General features: G+C 65.8%; 16 protein-coding genes and 8 pseudogenes. 12 read left to right on the top strand and 12 right to left on the bottom strand.

Features of this window, described 5'->3' with window-relative positions; genetic code table 11:
* Positions 1-14: 14 nt before the first annotated feature.
* Positions 15-347: pseudogene (locus tag OG462_RS01715) on the bottom strand (transposase); the annotation flags it as partial.
* Positions 348-423: 76 nt separating this feature from the next.
* Between OG462_RS01715 and OG462_RS01720 the strand changes: the two are divergent.
* Positions 424-888: pseudogene (locus tag OG462_RS01720) on the top strand (transposase); the annotation flags it as partial.
* A 2-nt stretch (positions 889-890) separates the two neighbouring features.
* Here the strand turns inward: OG462_RS01720 and tatA are convergent.
* Together tatA and OG462_RS01730 are read right to left on the bottom strand one after the other, a co-directional pair.
* Positions 891-1,037 (bottom strand): annotated as a pseudogene (gene tatA / locus OG462_RS01725) (Sec-independent protein translocase subunit TatA); the annotation flags it as partial.
* 1,139 nt (positions 1,038-2,176) lie between these two features.
* Entirely contained in the window at positions 2,177-3,226 is a 1,050-nt protein-coding gene (locus tag OG462_RS01730) for an IS630 family transposase (RefSeq protein ID WP_406053841.1), read from the bottom strand.
* Between the two features lie 137 nt (positions 3,227-3,363).
* On the opposite strand from OG462_RS01730, the gene OG462_RS01735 reads away from it, so the two are divergent.
* Both OG462_RS01735 and OG462_RS01740 read left to right on the top strand, forming a co-directional pair.
* A complete protein-coding gene (locus tag OG462_RS01735) occupies positions 3,364-3,921 on the top strand; it encodes a transposase family protein (protein ID WP_406053843.1) in 558 nt (185 codons plus the stop codon).
* 1,828 nt (positions 3,922-5,749) lie between these two features.
* Positions 5,750-6,688 (top strand): transglycosylase family protein, encoded by a 939-nt coding sequence (locus OG462_RS01740; RefSeq protein WP_406053844.1) that lies wholly within the window; start codon positions 5,750-5,752, stop codon positions 6,686-6,688.
* A 631-nt stretch (positions 6,689-7,319) separates the two neighbouring features.
* On the opposite strand, the gene OG462_RS01745 is transcribed toward OG462_RS01740, so the two are convergent.
* From OG462_RS01745 to OG462_RS01765, 5 genes and pseudogenes are all read right to left on the bottom strand, one after another.
* Positions 7,320-7,829, bottom strand: coding sequence for a hypothetical protein (locus OG462_RS01745; protein ID WP_406053846.1), 510 nt, complete (start codon positions 7,827-7,829; stop codon positions 7,320-7,322).
* The gene (locus OG462_RS01750; protein WP_406053848.1) at positions 7,829-8,095 is read right to left on the bottom strand and encodes a twin-arginine translocation signal domain-containing protein; all 267 of its coding nucleotides are present in this window, start codon (positions 8,093-8,095) and stop codon (positions 7,829-7,831) included. The genes OG462_RS01745 and OG462_RS01750 overlap by 1 nt, the downstream gene beginning before the upstream one ends.
* Before the next feature lie 323 nt (positions 8,096-8,418).
* Positions 8,419-9,224, bottom strand: a pseudogene (locus tag OG462_RS01755) (transposase family protein).
* A 216-nt stretch (positions 9,225-9,440) separates the two neighbouring features.
* A pseudogene (locus OG462_RS01760) lies at positions 9,441-10,112 on the bottom strand (transposase family protein); the annotation flags it as partial.
* A gap of 94 nt (positions 10,113-10,206) precedes the next feature.
* Positions 10,207-10,410, bottom strand: a pseudogene (locus tag OG462_RS01765) (IS5/IS1182 family transposase); the annotation flags it as partial.
* Between the two features lie 46 nt (positions 10,411-10,456).
* Between OG462_RS01765 and OG462_RS01770 the strand changes: the two are divergent.
* Both OG462_RS01770 and OG462_RS01775 read left to right on the top strand, forming a co-directional pair.
* Positions 10,457-10,584, top strand: a pseudogene (locus OG462_RS01770) (IS5/IS1182 family transposase); the annotation flags it as partial.
* A gap of 492 nt (positions 10,585-11,076) precedes the next feature.
* A complete protein-coding gene (locus OG462_RS01775) occupies positions 11,077-11,709 on the top strand; it encodes an HPP family protein (RefSeq protein WP_406053850.1) in 633 nt (210 codons plus the stop codon).
* A gap of 77 nt (positions 11,710-11,786) precedes the next feature.
* On the opposite strand, the gene OG462_RS01780 is transcribed toward OG462_RS01775, so the two are convergent.
* Entirely contained in the window at positions 11,787-12,134 is a 348-nt protein-coding gene (locus tag OG462_RS01780; protein ID WP_406053851.1) for an acyl carrier protein, read from the bottom strand.
* Between the two features lie 1,010 nt (positions 12,135-13,144).
* Here OG462_RS01780 and OG462_RS01785 point away from each other — a divergent pair.
* Positions 13,145-13,432, top strand: coding sequence for a WhiB family transcriptional regulator (locus OG462_RS01785; protein ID WP_406066306.1), 288 nt, complete (start codon positions 13,145-13,147; stop codon positions 13,430-13,432).
* Between the two features lie 327 nt (positions 13,433-13,759).
* Here OG462_RS01785 and OG462_RS01790 read toward each other — a convergent pair whose 3' ends face one another.
* The gene (locus OG462_RS01790) at positions 13,760-14,080 is read right to left on the bottom strand and encodes a GNAT family N-acetyltransferase (protein WP_406053853.1); all 321 of its coding nucleotides are present in this window, start codon (positions 14,078-14,080) and stop codon (positions 13,760-13,762) included.
* Between the two features lie 580 nt (positions 14,081-14,660).
* Positions 14,661-15,332 (bottom strand): GNAT family N-acetyltransferase, encoded by a 672-nt coding sequence (locus OG462_RS01795; RefSeq protein WP_406053855.1) that lies wholly within the window; start codon positions 15,330-15,332, stop codon positions 14,661-14,663.
* A gap of 1,666 nt (positions 15,333-16,998) precedes the next feature.
* On the opposite strand from OG462_RS01795, the pseudogene OG462_RS01800 reads away from it, so the two are divergent.
* The 4 genes and pseudogenes from OG462_RS01800 to OG462_RS01815 form a co-directional block, all read left to right on the top strand.
* Positions 16,999-17,697 (top strand): annotated as a pseudogene (locus OG462_RS01800) (IS630 family transposase); the annotation flags it as partial.
* A gap of 526 nt (positions 17,698-18,223) precedes the next feature.
* A complete protein-coding gene (locus tag OG462_RS01805) occupies positions 18,224-18,670 on the top strand; it encodes a hypothetical protein (protein WP_406053857.1) in 447 nt (148 codons plus the stop codon).
* 49 nt (positions 18,671-18,719) lie between these two features.
* Positions 18,720-19,067: a transposase gene (locus OG462_RS01810; protein WP_406053859.1), complete on the top strand. Its 348-nt coding sequence runs from the start codon at positions 18,720-18,722 to the stop codon at positions 19,065-19,067.
* Entirely contained in the window at positions 19,060-19,302 is a 243-nt protein-coding gene (locus OG462_RS01815; RefSeq protein ID WP_406053861.1) for a hypothetical protein, read from the top strand. Before OG462_RS01810 ends, OG462_RS01815 begins: the two co-directional genes overlap by 8 nt.
* Before the next feature lie 10 nt (positions 19,303-19,312).
* On the opposite strand, the gene OG462_RS01820 is transcribed toward OG462_RS01815, so the two are convergent.
* Positions 19,313-20,515: an IS110 family transposase gene (locus tag OG462_RS01820; protein ID WP_406053863.1), complete on the bottom strand. Its 1,203-nt coding sequence runs from the start codon at positions 20,513-20,515 to the stop codon at positions 19,313-19,315.
* 619 nt (positions 20,516-21,134) lie between these two features.
* Between OG462_RS01820 and OG462_RS01825 the strand changes: the two genes are divergently transcribed.
* Together OG462_RS01825 and OG462_RS01830 are read left to right on the top strand one after the other, a co-directional pair.
* Entirely contained in the window at positions 21,135-21,359 is a 225-nt protein-coding gene (locus OG462_RS01825; protein ID WP_406053865.1) for a hypothetical protein, read from the top strand.
* A 912-nt stretch (positions 21,360-22,271) separates the two neighbouring features.
* Positions 22,272-22,577: a hypothetical protein gene (locus OG462_RS01830; RefSeq protein ID WP_406053866.1), complete on the top strand. Its 306-nt coding sequence runs from the start codon at positions 22,272-22,274 to the stop codon at positions 22,575-22,577.
* The last annotated feature ends 164 nt before the right edge of the window (positions 22,578-22,741 follow it).

Consider the following 22,741-nt stretch of genomic DNA (forward strand, 5'->3'; position numbering starts at 1 on the left):
AGAGGCACCTTTTTCGCACGCACGTGGGAGGCGTCCACGCACGCGCGACTCCAGTCCAGTTTGCCGACGGCGTTCAGCTCCGCCAGCAGTGTCCGGTGGAGCTGATCGAAGACCCCGGCTTCCTGCCATCGCTCCAGACGCCTCCACCAGGTCTGTCCGAAGCCGAAGCCCAGCTCCACCGGCAGCTGCTTCCACGGGATCCCCGTGTTGAGCACGAACAGAATGCCCTGTAAGCACAGCCGGTCAAGGACTGGCTTGGGTCCGGGCAAGCGCTCAGGCCAGGGCGGCAGCATCGGCTCAATCGTCGTCCACAACTCATCGTCCACGACCCACGGCTTGACGCCCACGTCCCTACGGAACGGCTCAATCGTCGTACCGGTTAGGGCTGGCCTCCAGTGGCCCGCAAGATCGTGTTACGAGCTCATAGGCCGCGGCAAGGCGGGCTCCGAAATGCACGACATGTCGGACGCGAACGGACTGCCCCTCATCGTCGGCGTCACCGCGGCCAACACCCACGACAGCCAAGCCCTGAAGCCCATGGTGCTCGGTCACCAAAAGAGACACGACCCCCACCGCGGTCGCCACTTCAAGCCCCAGCGTCTGCATGCCGAAAACGCATAAGACGCACCTGGGCTGCGGAAATGGCTACGCGGCAAACACATCGGTGTCCGCATCACCCGCAAAGGCATCGCGTCCTCCGAACGAATCGGAGGACGCAGATGGGTCATCGAACGCACCATGCCCTGGTTGCCCAGCTATCGCCGGCTCAATCACCGCTACGAACGCCATCCCCGCAACTACCTGGCCTTCCTCGGCCTCGCCGCCGTCTTCTGCTACAAACGACTCTCCACATCACCGAATAGGACACGGTTTAAAGATCAAGCCTAGCTGTCGTCCTTCATCGCTTTAGCCTCGCTCTTGAGGATGCGAGCCGATTTACCCAACGAACGGGCCATGTCAGGCAGCTTCTTGGCGCCGAACAGCAGCATGATCACGGCTAAAATGATAATAATTTCCGTAGGCCCAAGCCTGCCCATAACTGTCTCCCATCTCCACCGAGACACGGGGCGCGTACCCGGTCGGTCGCACCTGGTCGCCGCGGAGTTCTTGAATGAATGCGGCCCACGGAAGCGATGTCTTACCCATGGTCCGACTTACCGCACCCTCCGCCTGCCGCCTACCCACTGCATGAGCAATCACAACTCAGTCACGGCAGGTGTAGACAGCGCTGAGTCTTCTGATCATGGTGCGATGTCGGCGCAGGTGTGCCAGCGACAGCGGCAGAGGCGGGCACGATGCCGGTCGCGGCGCCAGGTGGATCGCCGCGCGCAGGGCAGGTACGTAAGAACGTCCGCCAGTAGGTGCGTGAAGGAGTGCAGGCACGGAGCATTTTCAACTTGGCCACTGATCGGGTGACGCTGCCGTGTGAGCATGTGCTGCTCAGGAGATTGTCTGTGTGCCGAGGACTGTTGGGACAGGTGGGATCGTGCTCATGCTGCGTATTCGTTCGTCGCCGAAAACACCCCTCGGTCCGCATCAAGCTGAAAGGGAACCATGATGCTCTTCACCCGCACGAGGCCTATGTCCCAGGTCTCCCGCCTCTTCGCCGCTGCTGCTCTTCTGTCGGGGGTAGTCCTCGGGATCAATTCCACTGGGGCGGGCGAAGCAGGGTCTCACCCGGCGTCCGCCGTCCTGGCAGATGGGAGTCACGACGCCGTTCATGTCCGCATTGGGGGAACGATGTAGTAAGGGCTCGCAGAAGAACAACACGCGGACGAGCAACGCGCTGACCTGCTGCGTCAAGGCCTAAAACACGCAACTTGATTCTCTGCGAGCCCTAACGAGCGGGTGCGTGATAGCGGTTGATACGTCGTTGCTGGTGGGTGGCATGATCCGGGTGTGACGATCATGGTCGACCGGGCGGTTCTCGCGCATCCGTTGTTCACGGGGGTTTCGCGGCATCATCTCGCGTGACTGGTTGAGGAGTTGACTGTCCCGTGGCAAGTTTTGCTTGCCATTCAAGATGAGCATGGGCTTGTCACTCCCGATGAGTATGTGGGGCGATGAGAATGCCCTGCCGGTGGGATTCCGGCAGGGCATTTGATGCTCACGGTGTGAGCAATAGTCAAGAGTTGTGGATCGGTTGACGGCGGCCATGACAGTCTCCCCATATTGATCAGAAACTCATGGGGTTCTCGTCCAGGACGTAGCGGACATGTGGGCCGCCGAAGTAACCGCGGACGATGTGCGGCTGACGCTGGCGTCTGCGGAAGAAGCGGCGGGTCTCCGCGGCGAGTTCGGCCTGGTCCCGGGCTCGGTGCTGCTTGGGCAGGCTGTGCTTGAGATCGGCGTTGACCAGCTCGTCAGGGTTCAGCTCGGGCGAGTACGGGGGCAGAAAGTGCAGTTCGACGTCGTCGGGGTGGGCGGCGAGCCGGTCCCGGACCTTCTTCGGGCGGTGCGCGGAGTGTCCGTCGACGACGAGATGGACCTTGTGGTCGAAGTGGCCGGCGAGCCGGTCCAGGAAGCGGCACATCACCTCAGCGGTGAAGCTCTCGGTGAAGACCATGAAGTGCATCCGGCCCTTGGTGCTGATCGCCGACATCGCGTTCACCGAGAACCGGTTGCCGGTCCGCCGCGCGACGGGGGTCTTCCCCTTCTCGCCCCAGGTACGGCCGGTGACCTGGTCGGAGCGGATGCCGACCTGGTCGGCGAACAGGACCTCGCCGCCGTCCTTCCCCGCCTTCGCCCGGATCGCCGGCCAGGTCTCCTGATGCCAGCGGCGCACGGCCTGCGGGTCCTGCTCGACGGCCCGCTTGTCCGGGCGCTGGAAGGACAGTCCCCACCGCTTCAGGTACTTGCCCAGCCCCACCTCCGTCAGCCGCACCCGGTACAGCTTCGCGATCAGCTCGCCCACCAACCGCCGCGTCCACAGCTGACCGGAAAGCCCCACGTCGCAGGGCCGGTGATCGAGGACCGCCTGCCGCACCGCGGCCTGCTCGGCCTCCCCGAGCACCTGATGCACCCCGACCGGCTTGCCTCGCGGGCGCATGACCAGCGCCTCCCGGCCACCGGCCTGCCACTTCGCCCACCAGGTGTCGACCGCCTTCAGCGACACCCCGAACACCGCCGCCACGTCCTCACGGTCCCGCCCCGCCACCAACGCGGCCACCGCCCGCAGCCGCAGGGCCTCCTGCGCCGACGGCGACAGATGCCGCGCGTCCCCCACCAGATCGCTCGCACCCCACCAACGACCCAGAACCCAAACCGTTTCGGATCAATAGGCTCAGCTCTTCACCAGTGAGGCTCTGTGGTTCCTTTCGTGCCGTACTCGATGTCCCGCATGCCCTGGTGGAGTGGGTCACGATGCTGATCGCTGCCGGATTCGGGATCAGCGTGGGCACCGCCCACGCCTACGTTCATTCTGTCGTGGCCCTGAGAGGTGTGGACGCCCGGTATGTCCTGCTCGACGGAACGCTCGCCGAGTGTGACCGGGTCGGTGACAGCCGCGCAGACTATTCGGGCAAGCACCGCAAGCATGGCGTGAACATGCAGGTCATCACCGATCCCGACGGGACACTCGTGTGGATCTCACCCGTGCTGCCCGGCCGGGTGCACGATCTCACCGCGACCCGCCGGCACCGGATCACCGCCACCTGCATCCGCCTGGGCATCCCGATTCCGGCGGACAAGGCGTACCAGGCCGCCGGTGCCGGTGTCGCGGTACCCCACCGCCGGAGCCCCGGCAAGGACCTCACGGTCACACAGAAATGCGTCAACCGGGCACACTCCCGCCTGAGATGGCCGGTGGAGAGAGCCATCGCCCGGATCAAGACCTGGCGCATCCTCCGCAAAGCACGCTGCAGCCCCAACAAGATCACGTCAATCACCAAAGCCATCCTCACCCTGGAGACTCACCGCTGAAAATGCTCACGGTCACCGATCATGAAGCCCTTCGGGCTTCACAATCACTCGAGGTGTCCGTGCCTGCTGTCGTTAAGCAGGACTGTCCATCGGCGTCTGACCTGAACCGGTAGCGGCGGACCACCTCTGTGGTGGTATCGGGCCGGGCAGTCTCGGCCCCCGCTCGAGCGATACCCGGCGACGTCCGGCACCCCTCCGGCGTTACTCCCAAGCTGCGCTTTCGGCGAGCACCAGGTGCAAGCCGGGTGCCGTCTACACCAGCTTCGGTGATCTGGCCTTGCCCGCTCGCCGCTGCGACTGCCGCTGCCGTCGCGCCTCAGTCAGGCGGATCGATGATGGAGAGGCCCAGCATGGTGGCACGCCGTGCGCCGCGCCAGGCCTGCCGGTAGGCGCGCTGCTTGAGCTGGGGCATGCACACCTCCTCCCGCGAGCCCGCGCGGCGCGGCCCGGGAGGTCATGGCGGCAGCGGCCGGGCATGTCAAGGTGGCGGTCGCGCGGGACCCGCGATCCGGCAGCGATGCCGCCATCTAGTGCACCGTCACCACAGCGACGGACCGGTGCGGGCCGGCCTCACCGCCGCCCGTATCGCGACCACGCAGGGGCAACTCGTGGCGAAGCAGCGCTGGTGATGCAAGAAGTCGTTCGCCCTGGGGAGCAGTCCACGTCCCGGACGGCGGGGACCGTGGCAGGCGTGCCCTCGTGGAGGGGAGTGCGTTCGGGGCCCGAGTGCATCCCTGGCAGCCCGATGTGCGGCCCGCGCCGTGCCGCACATCGGGCGCAACCGGGTCGGGCACCGAGCCGCACCAGATGGTGTGCAGGCACCACTTCATCCGCTCACGTCACGTGAAATCTCATGCCGCACAAGATCATAAACTTGGACAAATAAGCCAACTCAATAGTTAGTAGACATTGGCTTGCTGTACCGGTTTGCCGTTACCAAAGCATTGGTTACTCAGCCGCCCGATCGGCGCTGCCGCCTACGATTCCGCTTACCGGAGGAGGGAACGGCGCCAGGAGCAGTCAGCCGGACGTCTCGCCCCCGGTCCGACACTCCAAGGAGGACTGGCCTGACCATGCTCACGAAAAAACACGGCAGTTGCCCTGGCTCTCCCCCTCTGTTCTACGGATGCCGCAACGACCGCTAACTCGGCCCGGCACTGCGGCGTTTACGGAAGCCGAGACCTGCGTCTCCGCAACGGCGACGAAATCGTCTCGGCAAGTGCTCGGGCTACCGGTACGCCGATGCCGGCCAGGGCGCGAACTCATCACTGATTGCGCCATCTCGGCACACAACGTCATCGAGCAGCACGTCGAACGGGCAGGCGAGCGGCCTCCTTCCCGGACGCAAGAACGCCGCCGGAAGACGCGCACAGGCACCACGATGTCGCGCCCGCTGTACCAGTAGTGCTTGTGTCCCCCGGCTCCAGCGACCCTCGGCCGGGCATCGCCTGCCAGGTGACACGGCACACACCAGTACTACGGGATGGCCCCGTCCTAATCGTCACGACCAGATCCGTCCTCACTCATCGACTAGAAGAAGCCGTATCGGGCGGCAGGTCATCACGTCCGGTCGGACAGCGGCGCCTGTTGCGCGGCGCAAGTACCCGGCCGGAAAAGATGTCTGACTGCTCCTCCGAGCAATCGCCAGGATCCATGCCTGTACCGAGCGGCACTGTTCCGTCGGAGCCCTGCGCCACACCACGTGCCACCGGGACCGTTCAAGGTCTGCCGCCCCGACCCTCTTAACATCCTGCCCGCACACCCCACCAGATCGCCATGTGCCCCGGCTCAACGCATGCACCGGTCACCTCCTGTCAGGAAGTCCCCCATGCTCCACATCCCTGCCTTCCGTGTGCCCCGCCGCATCCTGGCTTCACTCTTCACCGTCGGCACCATCGTCCCGACCGCTGTCGCCCTCTCCGCGTCCGGTGCCTCCGCAGCAGACCTTCAGACCTGGGACCGGGTCGCCTCCTGCGAAAGCAGCGGCGACTGGTCCATCAACACCGGCAATGGCTTCTACGGCGGCCTGCAGTTCACCTCCAGCACCTGGGCCGAGTTCGGTGGCCACCTCTACGCAACAGACGCGCATCTGGCTACCAAGGAGCAGCAGATCGCCATAGCAGAGAAGGTTCTGGCAGTCCAAGGCTCCGGTGCCTGGCCCGTCTGCTCGATCGAGGCAGGCCTGACGGCCGAGGCCGGGCAGCCCCTCACACAGCAAACACCCGAAACCGCCGAGATCCGCAACCACGTCCGGACAGCCTTAGCGTGGCCCGCCGACCAGCCGTCTCAGCCTGAACCGACGACAAGCACCCCGCAGCAGCCGAGCACGACACCGACCACATCCGACGCCGCCATGCCTGCCACGGGCAAGGGCTCGGCACCCGTCGACGCTCCGATCACCACCCCCTACCGCACGCCCGGCTCCTGGGCAGCCGGGTTCCACACCGGCTCGGACTTCGCCGTACCCACCGGAACACCTGTCAAGGCCGTCGCCTCCGGCACAGTCGTCTCTGCCGGCTGGAACGGTGCATACGGCAACTCCGTCGTCATCCATCACACCGACGGCATGTACTCCCTCTACGCCCATCTGAGCTCCACGGAGGCCGTCCCCGGGCAGAGGACCGCCCCCGGGCAGCAGCTCGGACTCTCGGGCAGCACCGGAAACTCCACCGGGCCCCACCTCCACCTCGAGATCCGCACCGAGAACACCTACAACGCGCACATAGACCCTGTCGCCTATCTCCGCAGCATCGGCGTCACCATCTGACTGTCCGGCACGGACCACAGTCCATCCGCCCTCCCTTGCGGAGAAAGAGCTCAAGAACACCCCCAGTCGACCATCCGTACCTGAACCTCGCCGCGGCAGCTTGGGACGGAAGCCGTCAGCCTCGCCAGAGGTGTGCTCTCGGCATAACGGACGCAGACGGCGTAGGTAAGGTCCCAGCACCGTTCTGCCCCGGCCAGCATGTCGGTGTACTTATCGAAGTACTCAATCAGGTAGCGATGTAAAACACCTGGCCTCTTACTCCTGTGGCGTGCATATGGCCTGCCTTGGGCCTGACCTGTACTCCAGGTCAGGCCGGGGCGGGCAACGACGGTGTTGTGGCCATGGAGAGTCCGGCCATACTTCGACGACTGCAGGCCGTACTTAGCGAAGCGCCTGGTAGATGCGTTCTCAGTCGAGACCGCAGGTATCCGCCAGGAGCTGCGCGTTCTGTTTCACCCACCGACTATTACACCGTTTACTGGGCAGACCCTCTTCGTCCCAGGCCGCAGAGGCGATCCGCGGGAAGTCGAGAAATGCGGCAGCTCCCGGGGGGATCGTGCCGGTTGAACACCCACCTCAGCTCGCATCAGCCGGCCTGTTCTGTGGTGGTGGCCCTTCGGGGCCGGCTGACTCAAGGCTCCAGATCGCCCCATCGAACGTACGGTTCCAGATTGCCTGGGCAGAGCGTCCCCACATGATCCTTGTGACAGTTGATCGCGTGGGCTGCACCGCCTTGGATGCGCAGCCGGTTAATGGCGTAGCGAAAGCCGTCGAGGAGTCCGTTGGTGATGGTGTCGTAGTTGGCTGGTGCACCGCCGACCAAGCCCAGGACCGCGTACCAGTTCTGATTTCCTGACGTGCTGCCGTTCGCTGCCGAGCGTACGTGTTCACCACGCCCCTGGAAGACGTAGCCGTGGGAGCAGACGATGTGGCTGTAGGCGATGTCGGCCCAGCCATTCACATCCATGTGCTGGTTCTGGATGTTGCGGACCGAGTTGTCGCAGTCGGCGTGATTGGCGCGGGCAACCTTGGCTCCGCCCGTGTGGTGGATGGTTACTCCACCATTGGCCGGGGTGATTCTGTGGTTGACAAGTTTGGGGGTTCTGGCGCCCCACTGAGCTCGAGTAATGAAGGTCGCCATTATTTTCCCTCCCCTGTCAGTGCGCAGTCCACCGTGGCATTGAGGGGCTCGCTGTTCTTGCGGTCAGTGCCCCTTACGTACAGGGCGGCGGGGTGATCCGCGCGCGTGACCAGCGGCACCTCCGGTACTGCCGCATAGGACGTGCCTGGCAGGGCAACAGCCGAGACGGCCGCGGCTCCGAGTGCCCCGGCTGCCGCACCCAGAAAGCGCCTGCGTGAAGAAGAATCTGACAAGGTCCTGCCTTCCGCTGTGTGAAGCTTCGACAAGGAGTCAACGGAGTCAGGGAGCTTCTTCAGCGGTCACTCCAGAGGATGAGTGGCTGGCTGAGGTTGACTGCCCTCTGAGCTGCGGCAGCGCAAAGCTCTCGTGAGCCCAATTGTCACCCGATCGGTGGCCACTCTGAAGAAGCTCAGGGACTTGCGTGGCCTGCTAACCGTGCACTGCGCCCGGAGATCCGATGTCGTCCGATCTTCTAGTAGAAGCTCGGAGCAGCCCGTGTACATGAGTAGACCGTGCTCCACACACGAGCGACTCATCTTGAGCGGTCGGACACTAGAGGCATTGCGCAGCTGCCGTCAGTGAGGCGTTTTCATCCTGAATAGCTGCAGGTCAGCAGGGTGTGGACGGCCTGAACGATGGTGCTGATGCGGCGGGTGGAGCATCTGGCTCGCCGGAGCAGTCTCCAGGACTTCAGCACGGCGAAGGCGCGTTCGCCGGGGGCGCGGAGCCGGGCGTGGTCGTGGTTGAACTGCTGGTAGTGGGCGGGCTGTTCGCGGTGGCGGTAGTAGGGGGTGCGGACGGTGGCGCCGGCGCCCTGATAGGCGCGGTCCGCGAGTACGAGGATGTGCCTGGTGAGGCAGGCCTGGGTGATGCCATGGGCACGGGCGGCGGTCAGGTCGTGGGTGCGTCCCGGCGCGGCCCGGGAGAACCAGAGCGGTGTGCCGTCCGGCCGGGCGATGACCTGGACGTTCATGCCGTGCTGCTTGTGCTTCTGTGAGTAGTACGGCTCGTCCGCCGCGATTCGGTCGGTGGCGATCAGGGTGCCGTCGACGATGACGAAGTCGCCCTCGCCCAGCCCGGTCAGGGCCTCGTGCAGGCCCGGCGCCCACGCCGCGAGGACGTCCAGGGTCTCGTCGACGTAGCGCCAGGCCGTCGCGGTCGAGACGCCGAACCCGGCAGCGAGCTGGGCGAACGTCTCGTTCTTCCGCAGATGGGCCAGGACGAGCAGCGCCTGCTTGAAGCAACCGAGCCGTCTCCACGGCGAGTTCAGTTCACGCCTTCGGGCGTAGATGAGCCAGGAGACATGCTCGACGAGCTCGTACGGGACGTCGGGCATGGAAGGATATAGAACCAACAGGGCCCCTCGGTCGCCGGTGTGATGAGTGAGATCACCACGCAAACGACCAGGGGCCCTGCCCCGTCACACCCCCGCCCACCAGGTCATTCCACCCTCCCGGCACAGGATGAAAGAGGCCCAGTGAACCTCTTTCATCCTGAATAGTCGCAGGTCAGGGGGTTTGGATGGCTTGGACGTGCGGTTGATATGTCGGGTTGAGCGGTGGGTTCCGCACATGATGTGACAGATTTCGGGTTGGGTGAAGGTCCGCCGAGAGCGTGCAGTCGGGCATGGTCGCGGTTGAACTGCTGGTAATACTCAGGCTGTTCGCGATGGTGGTGGTACGGGGTGGGAAGGCGGCGCCAGCGCCCTGGTTGGCGCGGTTGGCGAGGGCGTGTATCTGTCTGGTGAGGCAGGTTTGGACAGTGCCGTGGGCCTGGGCCTCGGCCAGATCATGGGTGCGGCCGGGTGCCGCGCGGGAGAAGCCAGAGCGGTGTGCCGTCCGGGCGGGCTTGACCTGCATGTTCATACCGTGCTTGCGATGTTTCATCGGGCAGTACGGTTCGTCCGTGCGGATCCGGTCGGTGGGAATCAGGGAGGCTGTCGACGACGTGATCGCCCTCATCGGGGCCGACAAGGGCCTCCTGCAGGGTCGGCGCCCACACTGCGAGAACGTCCAGGATCTCGTCGGCATACCGCCAGGCGGCGGCCTGGGATATCCCGAAACCGGCTCCGAGCTGCGAGAACGTCTCGTCCCTTGCGCAGGTGAACCAGGAGCAGCACCCGCTTGGAGCAACCGAGCTTGCGCCAGCGGGTGTTGCCGGGTCCGGCAATGCTCGTACAGCAGCCGGGCAATATGCTCGACGAGCTCATGCGGGACGTCGAGCATGGGGACACGGAACCAGCAGGGGCTCCTCGGCCGCCGGTGTGCTGAGTGGAATCACCACGCCAACGGCCAGGGCCCCTCCCCGTCACCCCACCCACTGACCCGCCCATTTCCCCCCAGCACAGGCTGAAAGGGTTTATTGCGCCTTTCCATCTTCAGTCTGAGCTGGTCAGGTGCAGGGTGAGGATGGCCTGGGCAATGGTGGTGATCCGCCTGGTCAAGCAGCGGAGCCTACGAGCAGTCGCCAAGACTTGAGGGTGGCGACGGCCTCCTTGACCAGGCCCCGGAATTCTTGCGTGAGAGCCGGTGACGGCCTGCTGAACTGCGGAAAGTCTTCCCCGTCGGCCGTGGTACGGCACCCACCCCATGCCGAGGCCGGCAACGGCCAACCTAGGTTCCCATTGGGCCTACGACGTACCTGAGCTGCGGAAATGCCTACGCGGCAAGCGGTTCGGTGAGCCTGTGTCGCTCGCAAGGGCGTCGAGTCATCAGAACGGCTTGGGCGCCGTCGGCGGGTGATCGAGCGGACCATGTGCCCGGCCGTCTGCGGCCGCGGTCCTCCGCCGAGCAGCCCTGATACGGCTGGAGTCGACCGCTGGCTCTGCCGACCGCAGCCTTTTCGCGCAGAACCGCATGGAGCCGGTCCTGCGCCCGGCTTCGTTCCACTCGGCAAGCCAGCGTCGAAATGTCATGCCAGACTCGAAGCCAAGCTTCTGGGGCAGGATCCCTCACGGAACCTGCCGGTCGGCTGTCCGTTACTGTGTCGCCACCAGCTTCTGTGCCGGAATGGCCGCAACGGGTCGCCGGTCCACAGTCGAGCATCCGCCTTCCCCACGAACCGGCCGACGGGCATTCGAGCTGGCAATCACAAACATCAGCAGCTTCTGCTAGGACCTCTAAAATAAACGGGTGACTGTTGCACACCAGGCCTTCGATGAGAGAGGTGCCCCTTTGTTTCGGCTCCGTCAGCCGCTCTTCAGGTCTTGTAGTGTCACGCTGGTCGTACCGGGCCGAAGGAGGGTCCTATGTCAGCCCCTCACACTGTTAACGACGTGATGTCCCTCACCGTCATCGCTGTCGGACGCCATGCTTCGCCCGCGGAGATCTCTGAGCTGATGCGCGAGTGGGACATCAGCGTAATTCCCGTGCTCGAAGGAGAGGGACGCGTCGTTGGTGTAATGACCGCGGCATCCCCTGCAGGGGGGCGTCCGCACCCCCGGCAGGGGACACCCGATCAGGGCACCGGTAGAGAAGACATCGTGTCTGTACCGCCCCGGACGGTCCGGTCGCATGCGACGCTGACGGAAGCAGCACGGCTGATGGTCCGAGACCGCATCGATCATCTCCCGGTCGTCAACCGTTTCGGCCTGCTCGAGGGAATCGTCAGCCGTGGCGACATCCCCGTCACGTTCTTCCGCTCCGACGCCGAACTCGCCGACGAGATTCGCAGCGCCATCCTGCCGCGTTTCACTCCATCGTCCGAAACAGATGTGACCGTGGTCGATGGTGTCGTCACCATCCGCAACCTTCCCCGGGACGGCGCCTTGGGCCCTCGGCTCATATGGGCGATCCGTGCTGTGAACGGTGTCATTCGCGTGCGCGCAGAGCACAGCGGAAACTCGGGGACTGACCTGGCATCCCCGAGTCACGCATGGTGAGCGCCTGACTGAGGGCTCCTGGCGCCCACAAGGCCGCTGGTGCCGAGCCACAGCCAGACTGACCATCTACGGTGGCACTACTCGTGCGGCTCTGTGCTCGACGAGGGATCCTGCTGGGAGATCGTCACCCGTCCCAGGCCGACAGGCGGCCTGGACGGGGTCGCTGTTCTCCCGCCGCGGTCAGAAAGGAAACTGTATAGCGCTCTCGGTGTCTTCAGGCCTTCCAGCCGCCTGTGATCGATCCCGATTCCGTACTGGCTCTCAATGCGCTCCACGGCGTCGATGAGTGTCAATGAGTCGAAACCAAGATCCACAAAAGGCGTGTCGGCGATCTCCTGCACAGCTTGCACGCCGGATGGTTCCGCTGTAGCAGCCATGACGCGCCAGAAGTCTTTCATCGACATCATCCCGGCACTTCCCTTCATCACAGGCCCAGCCCTTGGCCGGTACACAACGCCCCTTCACTCACCCACGCAAACGCATTCGAACGGCTGCCGCCCGGACCTTGAAGAGGTCAAGAAGTGACGGCCTCCTCCCCCGCGACCGTATGCCGCAACCTCCTGCGCATCTCCCTGCGATATAGGCACTGGGATCCGCTGATTTCCATGCCGGCGCCGCCCTGCACAACCGGGAGACGACGAGGGGCGCGCCGACCTTCTCATCACTCTGCGTGTGATGTCTGGCCCTCGCCTGAGCAAAGCATGCTCACTGCTCTTATCGCCCATAAGCTGCCGCGACCGGCCTCCACGACATGCCTGACAGCGGAATACCCTCCACAAGGCCCGCGGGAAGGTAGTCCCCGAGAAAGACCCGTCGGAAGCCCCAATGAGCCGACGTCCCGCCCCGCGCGCGGGGCGATCCGGTACGGCGGGAATCGCCCTGTGCATGTCGACACCCGTGCTTATGAGTCGAAGACAGGAGGAGCCCTGGCCGCCCTAACGAGGCCGCAGGGGTGCACTGATGAAGGTGCCCTCCTCAAGCAGCTGAATGACGAAGGCACCCAACGAAACGGGACACCATTCCCACTCCTTCAGCCGCTGAAGTATGCGTGTGAAGAGACGCCAGGCCATCACCGGGGTCCGCGCCCCGTGGGCTGCATACCTCCAGAGCCGAGCGTCATCACAGCCACACGGTCCGACGCCACGTCATCACGGCCGCAGCCCTCCTCGACCACCGGTCCGGAGCACCCCACGATCACTCAGGCTCGCGCCTGGCCCCACACTCAAGCCAGACCAGGCAACACCCTCCGCCCGCCTCAAACGACGTACGGCACCGCCGCACCTCACGTCCCACGAAGTCACCCGAATGGGCGAAGAGTGGTGTGAGATGTAGACCGGCGGCACTTGCCTACGTAGCGTGCCAACCCTGTCGAGTGAAGAAGCAGGCCGAGCACGGATGGCGGTCGGGAAAGCGGGGACGTGTGGAGACCAGCTGGATGTCGTCGGGGCTGTGCAAGACCACGCCAGCAGACGACCTGTTCGTCCAGGGAGCCGCTCAGAACCGGGCGAAGGCGCTGTGCACCGGCTGCTCAGTGAAGGCCGAGTGCCTTGCCTACGCGCTCGACGAACGGATAGAGCACGGTGTATGGGGCGGCATGACGGAACGCGAACGCCGGGCTCTGCTGAAGCGCCGCCCGACCGTGCAGTCCTGGGCCCGGCTCCTGGAAACCGCCCGACGCAAGCACGACGCCGACACACCCGATTCCCAGCGCCGCACCGCCTGAGACGAACCACCACTGCCGGGTCTGAGGCGCAAGCAACGACACCGGCCCAAACCACAAGCGGGCTACCCCAAGTCCAGCCTCCGAGGGGCGGTGGAGCCTGCCCGCCACGTGCCGCGCCGATGCCCTGTACGCCCTTTCGTGGGTGGCGTGCCGGGCTCCCAGCGCCGATATGCGGCTGGCGGCCCAGCCGCCCTGTGCCGCACGACCACTCATCAGACGCGGCATGTATCCAGAGCCGGGCGGGTGCTGGTGTCCAGTGGGCCGGAGGTTTTTCTGTGCGCGTGGTCACTTGGGAGACCCAGGCAGGTCCGTCCGGTCCCGTGAGGTTCAGGGGCGGTGGTGGTGGACGGTGAGGGTGTCGACTGGGAGGAAGGCCGTGCTGGCCAGGAGGCGGGCGGCGGTGTGCCCTTCGGGAATGTCGGCGGTGAGGTGGCGGGCACCGTGGGCATGAGCTTGGTCGAGGGTCTGGGCGAGCAGGTGACTGCCGATGGCGCGGCGGCGCTGCCCGGAGCGGGCAGACAGCTGTGACAGGACGGCCATGTGAGCAGTGGCCGGGGTGGAGGTGAGCAAGGTGGCAGTGGCCAGGTGCTGGCCTTCGATGGTGGATAGCCACTCGCCAACCCGCCGGACCGCCCAGAGAGGTGACATCTGCCAGTGGGCATGCCGGCAGCACCAGTGGGGTGGTGGTGTGGTCGCGCAGGAAGTACCGCCGCGCGGAGGCCGGGGAGAAGCCAGCAGCAGCGGCCAGGGCGCGTGCGGTGATGGCACGGTGCTCAATGGGCAGGCCCGGGGATGCCGGTGGCGGTGGCCGGGGCCGGTACACGCATACAGCGGCCGGTGGCCGAGGTGAGATCGGCCAGTGCGACGAGCGCGGCAGTCACCTCAAAGTCCTCGCGGGCGTGCAGCCACACATTCAGACCTGTCCCGTCGGCGGGCCGCACCCGGCAGCGCAACGCGCCTACTACCTCATCGTGTTTGGCACACACGACGACAGTCTCTGTCTCACTCGGGCTTTCACCGGCTGGCGTCAGGGTTTCGCAGGCTGGGTGCTGGCCGGGCAGCCAGTCGGCATCGATGCGATCGTCGGCTCGATCGGCACGTTCATGCGGCCTGTACTCCGCTCCAGAGGCCATCAGCCTGTTGCGCTGCGCTCCCTTTAGGCGTCGTGCATGCGAGCGGAGCGCTCCGGTGACTGTGGAACGGGTCCCGGTCTGGTCGGCCCGCTCGGTCAGGGACGGCGGGTGTAGGTGTGGAGCTGGTCGATCTCGGTGAAGCCGACGGCGGAGTGGAGGCCGAGAGCGGCGTCCAGGTACGGCTGGTCTTCGGTGGGCGCGGCCAGGTGGGCAGTCACCTCACGGACGCCGCAGTCGGCGAGGTGGGCCAGGCACTGTTCGAGGAGGATGTGCCCCAGACGGTGCTGGCCGGGTGCCAGACGTACCCACTCCAGGGTGGTGGTGCCATCCACGGGCAGGGCGGTGAATGCTTCGCCGATGCGGGTGCCGTCCGGCTCCCGCAGGTGCAGGTGCCAGCCCTGAGAATCCGGGCACTCGGCAAGGTCGGCGACTGCATACAGCCACCTGCTGCGGGTCTCGAGGCGGTGGTGCAGGTAGCGCCACCGGTCCGTACCGGAGAATCCGCATTCTTCCAAGGCGCGGCGGGTCCCGGGACGATTGCCCGCGGCAAGCCCTGCGGGTGCCAGCGCAGTGGGCTCGGCAAATGCATGCACCGTCCGCCGCCCCAACTGCGCTGTCGCATGGCGGATCAGTACCCGGGTGAGCGGCTGCTCGTCCTCCAGGCAGTGCAGCCACAAGAGCATCCCTGCGCCGTCCGACGCACGAACCGCCCAGCAGACCGCGCCCAGGATCTGACCGCCTGCGGAGGCGAGTACTTCGGTACGCACGTCCTCCAGGCTAGCCGGGCCACCAGGCACGGTCCCTTGCACAGCGTGGTCGAGCATGGCCAGGGTGGGATACGGTCGGCCGGGCAGCAGATCCGCACCGACCAGCTGCAGCACCGCCGTCCCGTCCCCGCCCCTGAACGGCCGCACCGTCTCCTGCGTACCAGCCCCAACCGCCGTCGTGACCACCCGTACCTGCCCTTCCTCTGCCATACCGAGAGCCCAGCTTCCCCCTCACCGCGCAAAGCGATAGCACGACACGCACAAACCCACCCAACGCCACCCGACGACCATGCAGCCGGGATACGTTGGCGATCAGCGCCCAGAGACCCGAAGCCGTACGCGTTTCCAGCCGAGATCGGGCTGTACCGGTTACCGTTGCCGGTGCCGAAGAGGGACTTCGAACAACTGCGTAGAGGCGGCCTGAAAGGGGCAGCGGCTGCCCGCCGGGTGCGTGTATCCACCAGCGCGGGCCCGCTGTGGTCCATCAAGGCTGGACGATACTCCTGCCCGACACGCCCATCGACGCCCGCTACCTCAGCCAGGACGACCGGATCACCGCTCGCGGTCTCGATCGGCAGGTCCCGCTCCACCGTCTACCGGGAGATCCGACTCGGCCAGGGGCCCGGCGGCCGTTACAACCCCTGGCGGTCCGGCAACGAGGCTAGTCTCCGCCGGCGCCAGCCCAAGCCGGAGAGGCTCCGGACCAGCTCCGCGCTGCGTGACCTCGTCAACGCCAAGCTGGGGCAACATAGGGTCACCGCAGCAGATCACCCGCCACCTCACCTGCATCCATCCCGGTGAGCCGACGATGAACCTGCGCCCCGAGACCGTCTGCCGAGCCCTCCAGCAAGGGCTCTTCGCAAAGCGCCCTGCCCGGCCGCGTTCCCGCAGGATCCGGCGGAAGAAGCAGCGCCAGGGCACACCCACGAAGAACACCATCCCGAACAGGAGGTCCCGCCACACCCGCTCCCGCGAAGAAGAGGCACGCCAGGCAGGCCTCTTCTTGAACTTGCAGTACGGCGGTATCACCACACGGCCGCCCGTCTGAGCACCGAGCCCCTGATAGCCCGCGTCGGCCAGGATCTCCACGGTGGGCCCGTCGGCAAGGAGCTTGACCAGGCCCAACCGTCGGGCATGAGTGATGTTGACACAGCACGTCGGCTCGGCCGGGCTGCAGAACAGCAGCCGGCCGGAGGTGTCCCGTGACGACCATCGACTTCACGGCGCTCTGCTTGTCGCTTCTCCCGGTCCTCGCGCCGGCTGCGGGTGTGCCTCCCCGGATCTCGGTGCCGTCGATGATCCCCGGTCTGCTGGCTCACGCCGGGATGGTCAATGGCCTCGGCAGGCAACGGAGCCGGACACCGGGGTGACGGTGCAACCTCTTCTAGGCGAGCAGCGGCCGACCCCACCGATTGCGCGGGTGAGTGGTGGAACAGTCGACACCGAACCGCGAGGCCAGTACTCATGGGTGGCACCGTGGCGAAGCTGGACGAGAATGACCAGCAGCCGATCGACGAAGGCCAGCTTGCGCTTCGCCCCGGCTCCCACTGCCCGGCACCGCGGCCGCGAGGCAAGCACGACCTGATGCCGTTCGCGCCACAACGAACCGACCTTGCCGGCGAGTTCAGCAATCCCCGCAGGCGAAAGCCCCGTGATCAGCCGACTCCGGATCTGGCGGGCATTCGCGCTGGCACCCCACCGGTCCCAGACCTTCAAGCTGTCGACCGACCCGTTCTTCATCGACAAGGTCCGCGACGTCGTCGGCCTCTACCCCGACCCGCCGGAGAAGGCCCTGGTCCTCTGCGTGGACGAGAAGTCGCAGATCCAGGCCCTGGACCGGTCCCAGCCCGTCCTGCCGATGATGCCCGGCGTCCCCGAACGACGCAGTCACGACTACATCCGCGCCGGCACCACCACCCTCTTCGCAGCCCTCGAAGCCGCGACCGGCAAAGTCATCGGCTCACTTCACCGCCGCCACCGGGCCATCGAGTTCAAGAAGTTCCTGGCCAAGCTCGACAAGGAAGTCCCGGACGACCTGCAGATTCATCTCATCCTGGACAACTACGCGACCCACAAGACACCCGACATCAAGAAGTGGCTGCTCGCCCACCCGCGGTTCCACCTGCACTTCACACCCACGAGCGCGTCATGGCTGAACCTCGTCGAGCGATGGTTCGCCGAACTCACACAGAAGAAGCTCAAGCGCGGCGTCCACCGCTCCGTCCCGGCCCTCGAACGCGACATCCGGTCATGGCTGGCCGACTGGAACAACCAACCCAGACCCTTCATCTGGACCAAGACCGCCGACGAGATCCTCGACAAAGTCGCCGCCTACTGCCACCGAATCTCTGACTCAGATCACTAGGCACTGCTTCTCGGATCTCCTGACAGAGGTGGAGCGTTGAGGCCAGGCTCGTCGTATGGCCGTGGGGATCTGACGAACTCAGAGCGGGAACGGCTGGCGTCGTCCCTGCCTCACGCTGGTGCAGGTTGAGGCAGATGGAGTGACCACCGCACGGTCACAAACGTTCAGCGGCGTGACCTTCCGGAGCAGTTCGAGCCGTGGGAGACCGCCTGCAAGCGTCATCGCCTCTGGTCAGCGGATGAAGCCTGGCCGATGCTGATGCCTCGCATCCAGGCCGCGCGGGACCCTGCAGGCCGGACCGCGGGATCTCAGAAGGGGAACACTCAAGGGATGAACCAGGATAGTTCCGGTAAAGCCGGGCCACCTACCTCGCTCGCTTTACGGGTATGGCCCCAGCTACGAGCCTGAAGATCACCACACCGGTAACCATGCCTGAAAGGCGAAGTCAAGTACCGTCTACCTAATCAGAAACTGGTACTGAAGGTGTTCCATGGGCGCAGGGATAACCTGGCGTAAGGAGCAAGGCATGAAGAGGATAGTCCCAGCCCTGCTGGCCTCAGCAGCCGCAACTGCGGCGCTGATCACTGGTACCGCTGGAAGCGCCCAGGCTGCATCGGGGGTCACGTGCTCCCTGTGGAAGTCGGTCGCGCACGGCAACAAGGCAGGATATTCACTCACCGTCCGCTCTTGTATCCAATGGGACGGAACGAGCTCGGATCGCGCCTATACCGAAGTGCGCAATATAGACAATGTCACCCATTACGTGGATTTCGGCGCCGGCCTCTTCGATGACGGCAACGACAAGATTGCCAGCAAATACGCCTGGCAAGTCGCGATCGCACCCACGCAAAGCGCAAAGGTTTACACGAATTGGGTGGACGACTACACCTGGGGCCCAGAGAGGTCCCTCGGCACAGTGACCGTCACTGGCGGAGTAACGAACACTGGCTGGGTTGACGAGCCCTGGTTCTAGAGGGCCCGGTGATGTCGTTGCCGGAGCTGTCGCTTCAGGTGGTGCACCGGTGGGGACACGGCGCGGTGTACGACGCACTGGCCGACGGCCGGTCGATGTGGGCCGGCTGCGAGTCGCTCTGGCCGGCCTCACGCTGCCGCGTGGGTCTGACCGGCAGTTGTTGATCGCGCTGGATGTGACGCCGTGGCCGCGTCCGGACGCGGAGTGCTCACCGGGCCGGCTGACCTGTCACCGTCCGTGTCGGTGTGACGGGGTGCGGCAGACGATTCCGGGGTGGCCGTACCAGGTCGCGGCCGCGCTGGGCGGGGGGGTGCCCCTATGTGTTTGGTCAAGGTCGAGGACCAGTAGGTTCGTGTGGTCGAGGGTGGGGCCGAGCCGTAGGGGTGTGCATGGGTGATAGCCAGGTCACGATCAAGCTCACGAGTGACGAGGCGCTGGTGTTGTCGGACTGGCTGGAGAAGCTGCAGATGACGGACCTGAGCCGGGTTGTCGACGACCCGGCGGTCTGGGCGCCGATCCATCGCATCGCGGGGACGCTGGCCAAGTCACTTCCTGGGCTGTTCGCGCCTGACTATGACCATGACTTGAGGCCGCTCGGCAGCGGCTTCGGCCGGAGGAGGACTGACCGGTGAGTCTGAACCGTCACCTGGCCCCTGCGGGTTGGGGTTCGTAGAAGGTTCCGTCGCGGAGCATCGCGAAGAGGACGTCGGCTCGTCGTCTGGCGAGGCAGAGCAGGGCCTGAGTGTGGTGCTTGCCCTGGCTGATTTTCTTGTCGTAGTAGGCCCGCGAGGTCGGGTCGCCAAGGGCAGCGAACGCGGAAAGGAAGAAGGCCCGTTTGAGCTGCTTGTTTCCTCTTCTGGATGGCTGTTCGCCGCGGATCGAGGAGCCCGAGCTCCGGGTGGCCGGGGCGAGGCCGGCGTAGGCGGCGAGGTGGCCGGCGGTCGGGAAGGTGCTGCCGTCGCCGACCTCGATCAGGATGCGGGCTCCGGTCCTGACGCCGATGCCTGGCATCGAGGTCAGGACTTTGGAAAGAGGGTGGTCCTCCAGGAGTTCCTCGATCCGCCCGGCCAAGAGTTTCCGCTGGTCAAGCACGGCCGTCAGCGAGCCGGCGAGGCTCGGGACGATCAGTGCGGCCGCCTCGGTCCCAGGGACCGTCACGGTCTGCTCGTCCAACGCGGCGAAGATCTCCTCGACCAGACGCTCGGCCGTCCTCGGCGCCTTCGGCCGCAGCAGGGTGACCAGCCGCCGACGGCCGGCCTTGCGTATCTGTGCCGGTGATCCGAACCGTTCCAGCAGCGTGAGGACGGCCGGGTGCTGCAATCGCGGCCCCAGCACCCGTTCCAGCGACGGATGGATCTGGGTGAGCAAGCCGTGCAGCCGGTTCGCGACCCGGGTCGCCTCGCCGGCCAGGTCGTCGTCGAAGCCCACGATCATCTCCAGCTCGGCGATCGTCTCGTCCTCGCCGTCGATAGCCCGCAGCGTGTGCGGCATCGCGCGGGCCGCGTCCGCGATGATGAACGCGTCCCGCGCGTCGGTCTTCGCCTCGCCCGGGTAGAGGTCGGCGATCCGCCGCATCGTCAATCCAGGCAGGTAGGCGACCGGACAGCCCATGTCGCGGGCAACGGCCAGCGGCAGAGCGCCGATCGAGGCCGGCTGGTCGACCACGACCAACACCGTTCCGTGCTTGGCCTTCAGCTTCGCGAACAGCTCGCGAAGCTTGGGTTCGGTGTTGGGTAGCCGCTTGTCGAACGCCTTCTTCCCGGCCGGCGTGACGGCGGTGGCGTGGTGTTCGCCCTTGCCGACGTCCAGGCCGAGGAAGACGTCGATGTCGCCGGTATCGATCACGTGCAGGCCCCTCCATCACGCTTTCGTCCGGCCTTGCCAGGGCACCGAGCTGCCACATCCACGTTACGGAGAGCTCTTCCGGCTTGGGTGAAGCCGGTGCTCAAGCCCCTCATTAGCGGTCTGTCGATGCCTCCGGGCCCGGTGACACCACCCCCCGGATCATGAACAACAAGGGGGGGAAGTCATGCCGGACCCGAAGGCCGGAGGCCCCATTGCGGAGCCACGAAAAAGGTAACGGGGGGGGCGCACGTCGTGGATCGGGGTGCTGGACGCGGTCCGGCTCGGCCCGCATGATGATCCGACCGAGGTCACCGTCGCCCAGATCAGGGACCTGCTCGTCCGGCTGCGGGAGGCCGGGCAGTGGCACGAGGGCGACCCGGAGGTGCTGTTCGTGCTCGACTCCGGTTACGACGCCGTGCCCTGTCCTGGCTACTGCGCGAGGACCCAGTGCGGCTGCTCGGGCGGATCCGCGCCGACGGGGTCATGCGTCACATCCGGCAGGACGGCGCAAGGGCCCCGTCAAGGGCCGACAGCCGCGTCACGGCGAGGTATTCCGCCTCGCCGACCTTGGCCACCCACACCGTTCCGGCCCAGGAGTCCACCACTGTCCACGGCTTTGGTGCCGTTGTCGCTCGCTGCTGGAGACGTCTGCATCCGAAAACTGGAACGCCGCGGCTCATGGACCCGGCATGACGATGAACTCCCCATCGCGGAAGGGAAACTCGTTCACCTGGCGGTCGAGTACCTGCCTGACAACCGTGACCCCAAACCGATGTGGCTGTGGCACAGCGGCCCCGACGCCACCGCGCACGACGTCGACCGCCTGTGGCGCATCTCTGGCTGATCCTGGCCGCCTACACCCAGCTCCGCCTCGCCCGCCCCCTCGCCGCAGATCTCCGCAGACCCTGGGAGAAGCCGCTGACACCGGACACCCTCACCCCGCCGGGTCCTCCGCGGCTATCGCCGGATCCGGCGGAGCCTGGGCACTCCCGCGAAAGCGCCGAAAGCATCCCGGCCCCGGACCGGCCACCCACCAGGCCGCACCAGCAGCCCCGCGCGCCGCCGGAAAACACCACCACAAAAAGGACAACTCTCAGCCCGACGGGCGAGGGGAGCTGGTCGAGAGCAAGAAGGCCCGTCACCTACTCACCATGGAGCTTAACCAGCCCACCCTCTATGTCCGGTACCGCCGTCCGCCCTGAAAGAAGGCCACCGTGAAGTACTACGACCGGCACCGAAGGCCACGGCCGTGAGGAAACCCGCATCATTCAGGTCCTGACCGTCTCCAACCTCAGCTTTCCTCATGCCCGACTGATCGCCCGGGTCATCCGGTGCCGGACGGACAAGCCCACAGGCAAGCGGACCCGCGCGCCCGCATGACATCACCACCCTGCCGTCCCGCCAGGCCAAAACCCCAGAAGATCACCCTGGCCCTGCGAGGCCAATGGCGCTTCGAAATCAAGATCGACTACGTCGTGACACCGCTCGCAGATCCGCACCGGCCACGACCCCGAGAACATGGACACCCTGCGCAACACCCCCTCAACCAACTCCGCGCCACCGACATGACCGAAGCCCGTCCGCGATCTGTCCTGCGAACCCTTCACCACCCACTCGGCCTTCTCAGCTCCCCCGCTGAACAGCAGAAACCCGCGCGAAATTCGACTATGCAAGCGCCCTGGCATGACAGCAGTCGGTGGCCATCACACCACACGAATGCGAAGATGAGATGGCTTGTCATGCTTTTATGTGAATCATGGGTAGCGGTGGTCTCTCCGACCTCCGTCGTCTGGTGTGGCTTTGGTGGGAAGTGGCGATGCTGACGCTCGGTGCGGTGTTGATCTCCGTGGTTTGGCTGGCGGCTCTGGTCCTGATTACGGTCACAGACCGGGACGCGCTGGACCGCACCTGGGCAGTCGCGGCCTCGCTCGGTACCGCCGTACCGGTCGCCGTGGTGACCGTCGCCGCCACGGGCCGGATGTGGGTAGCGCTACTCATCGCGGCGACTGCTGGCGCAGCGGTGGCCATCCTGCTCCTGCATGGAGGACCCCGCGCCCGATAGTCCATCTCACATAGAGAGGGCGAGCAGCTCGTTCCGCGCATTCTCCCGCCGCGCTCGTCCTCGCAAGCACTCGTCATGGTGGGGGAGCCGGATGGTGCGTTCCTGGTCGACGGATGCACCGCGGTCGACCGCCATCAGGGCTGTCATCTGGTCTTCTGGGATGG

Origin of the sequence: Streptomyces sp. NBC_01077 (assembly GCF_045162855.1) — a bacterium.
Taxonomy (GTDB): domain Bacteria; phylum Actinomycetota; class Actinomycetes; order Streptomycetales; family Streptomycetaceae; genus Streptomyces.

Bases quoted from the DNA above. Each gene is read 5' to 3' on its own strand.
- OG462_RS01735 (WP_406053843.1), top strand. From the start codon at position 3,364: ATGCTGATCGCTGCCGGATTCGGGATCAGCGTGGGCACCGCCCACGCC.
- OG462_RS01740 (WP_406053844.1), top strand. From the start codon at position 5,750: ATGCTCCACATCCCTGCCTTCCGTGTGCCCCGCCGCATCCTGGCTTCA.
- OG462_RS01745 (WP_406053846.1), bottom strand. From the start codon at position 7,829: ATGGCGACCTTCATTACTCGAGCTCAGTGGGGCGCCAGAACCCCCAAA.
- OG462_RS01775 (WP_406053850.1), top strand. From the start codon at position 11,077: ATGTCAGCCCCTCACACTGTTAACGACGTGATGTCCCTCACCGTCATC.
- OG462_RS01780 (WP_406053851.1), bottom strand. From the start codon at position 12,134: ATGAAGGGAAGTGCCGGGATGATGTCGATGAAAGACTTCTGGCGCGTC.
- OG462_RS01785 (WP_406066306.1), top strand. From the start codon at position 13,145: ATGTCGTCGGGGCTGTGCAAGACCACGCCAGCAGACGACCTGTTCGTC.
- OG462_RS01790 (WP_406053853.1), bottom strand. From the start codon at position 14,080: ATGTCACCTCTCTGGGCGGTCCGGCGGGTTGGCGAGTGGCTATCCACC.
- OG462_RS01805 (WP_406053857.1), top strand. From the start codon at position 18,224: ATGAAGAGGATAGTCCCAGCCCTGCTGGCCTCAGCAGCCGCAACTGCG.
- OG462_RS01815 (WP_406053861.1), top strand. From the start codon at position 19,060: ATGGGTGATAGCCAGGTCACGATCAAGCTCACGAGTGACGAGGCGCTG.
- OG462_RS01830 (WP_406053866.1), top strand. From the start codon at position 22,272: ATGGGTAGCGGTGGTCTCTCCGACCTCCGTCGTCTGGTGTGGCTTTGG.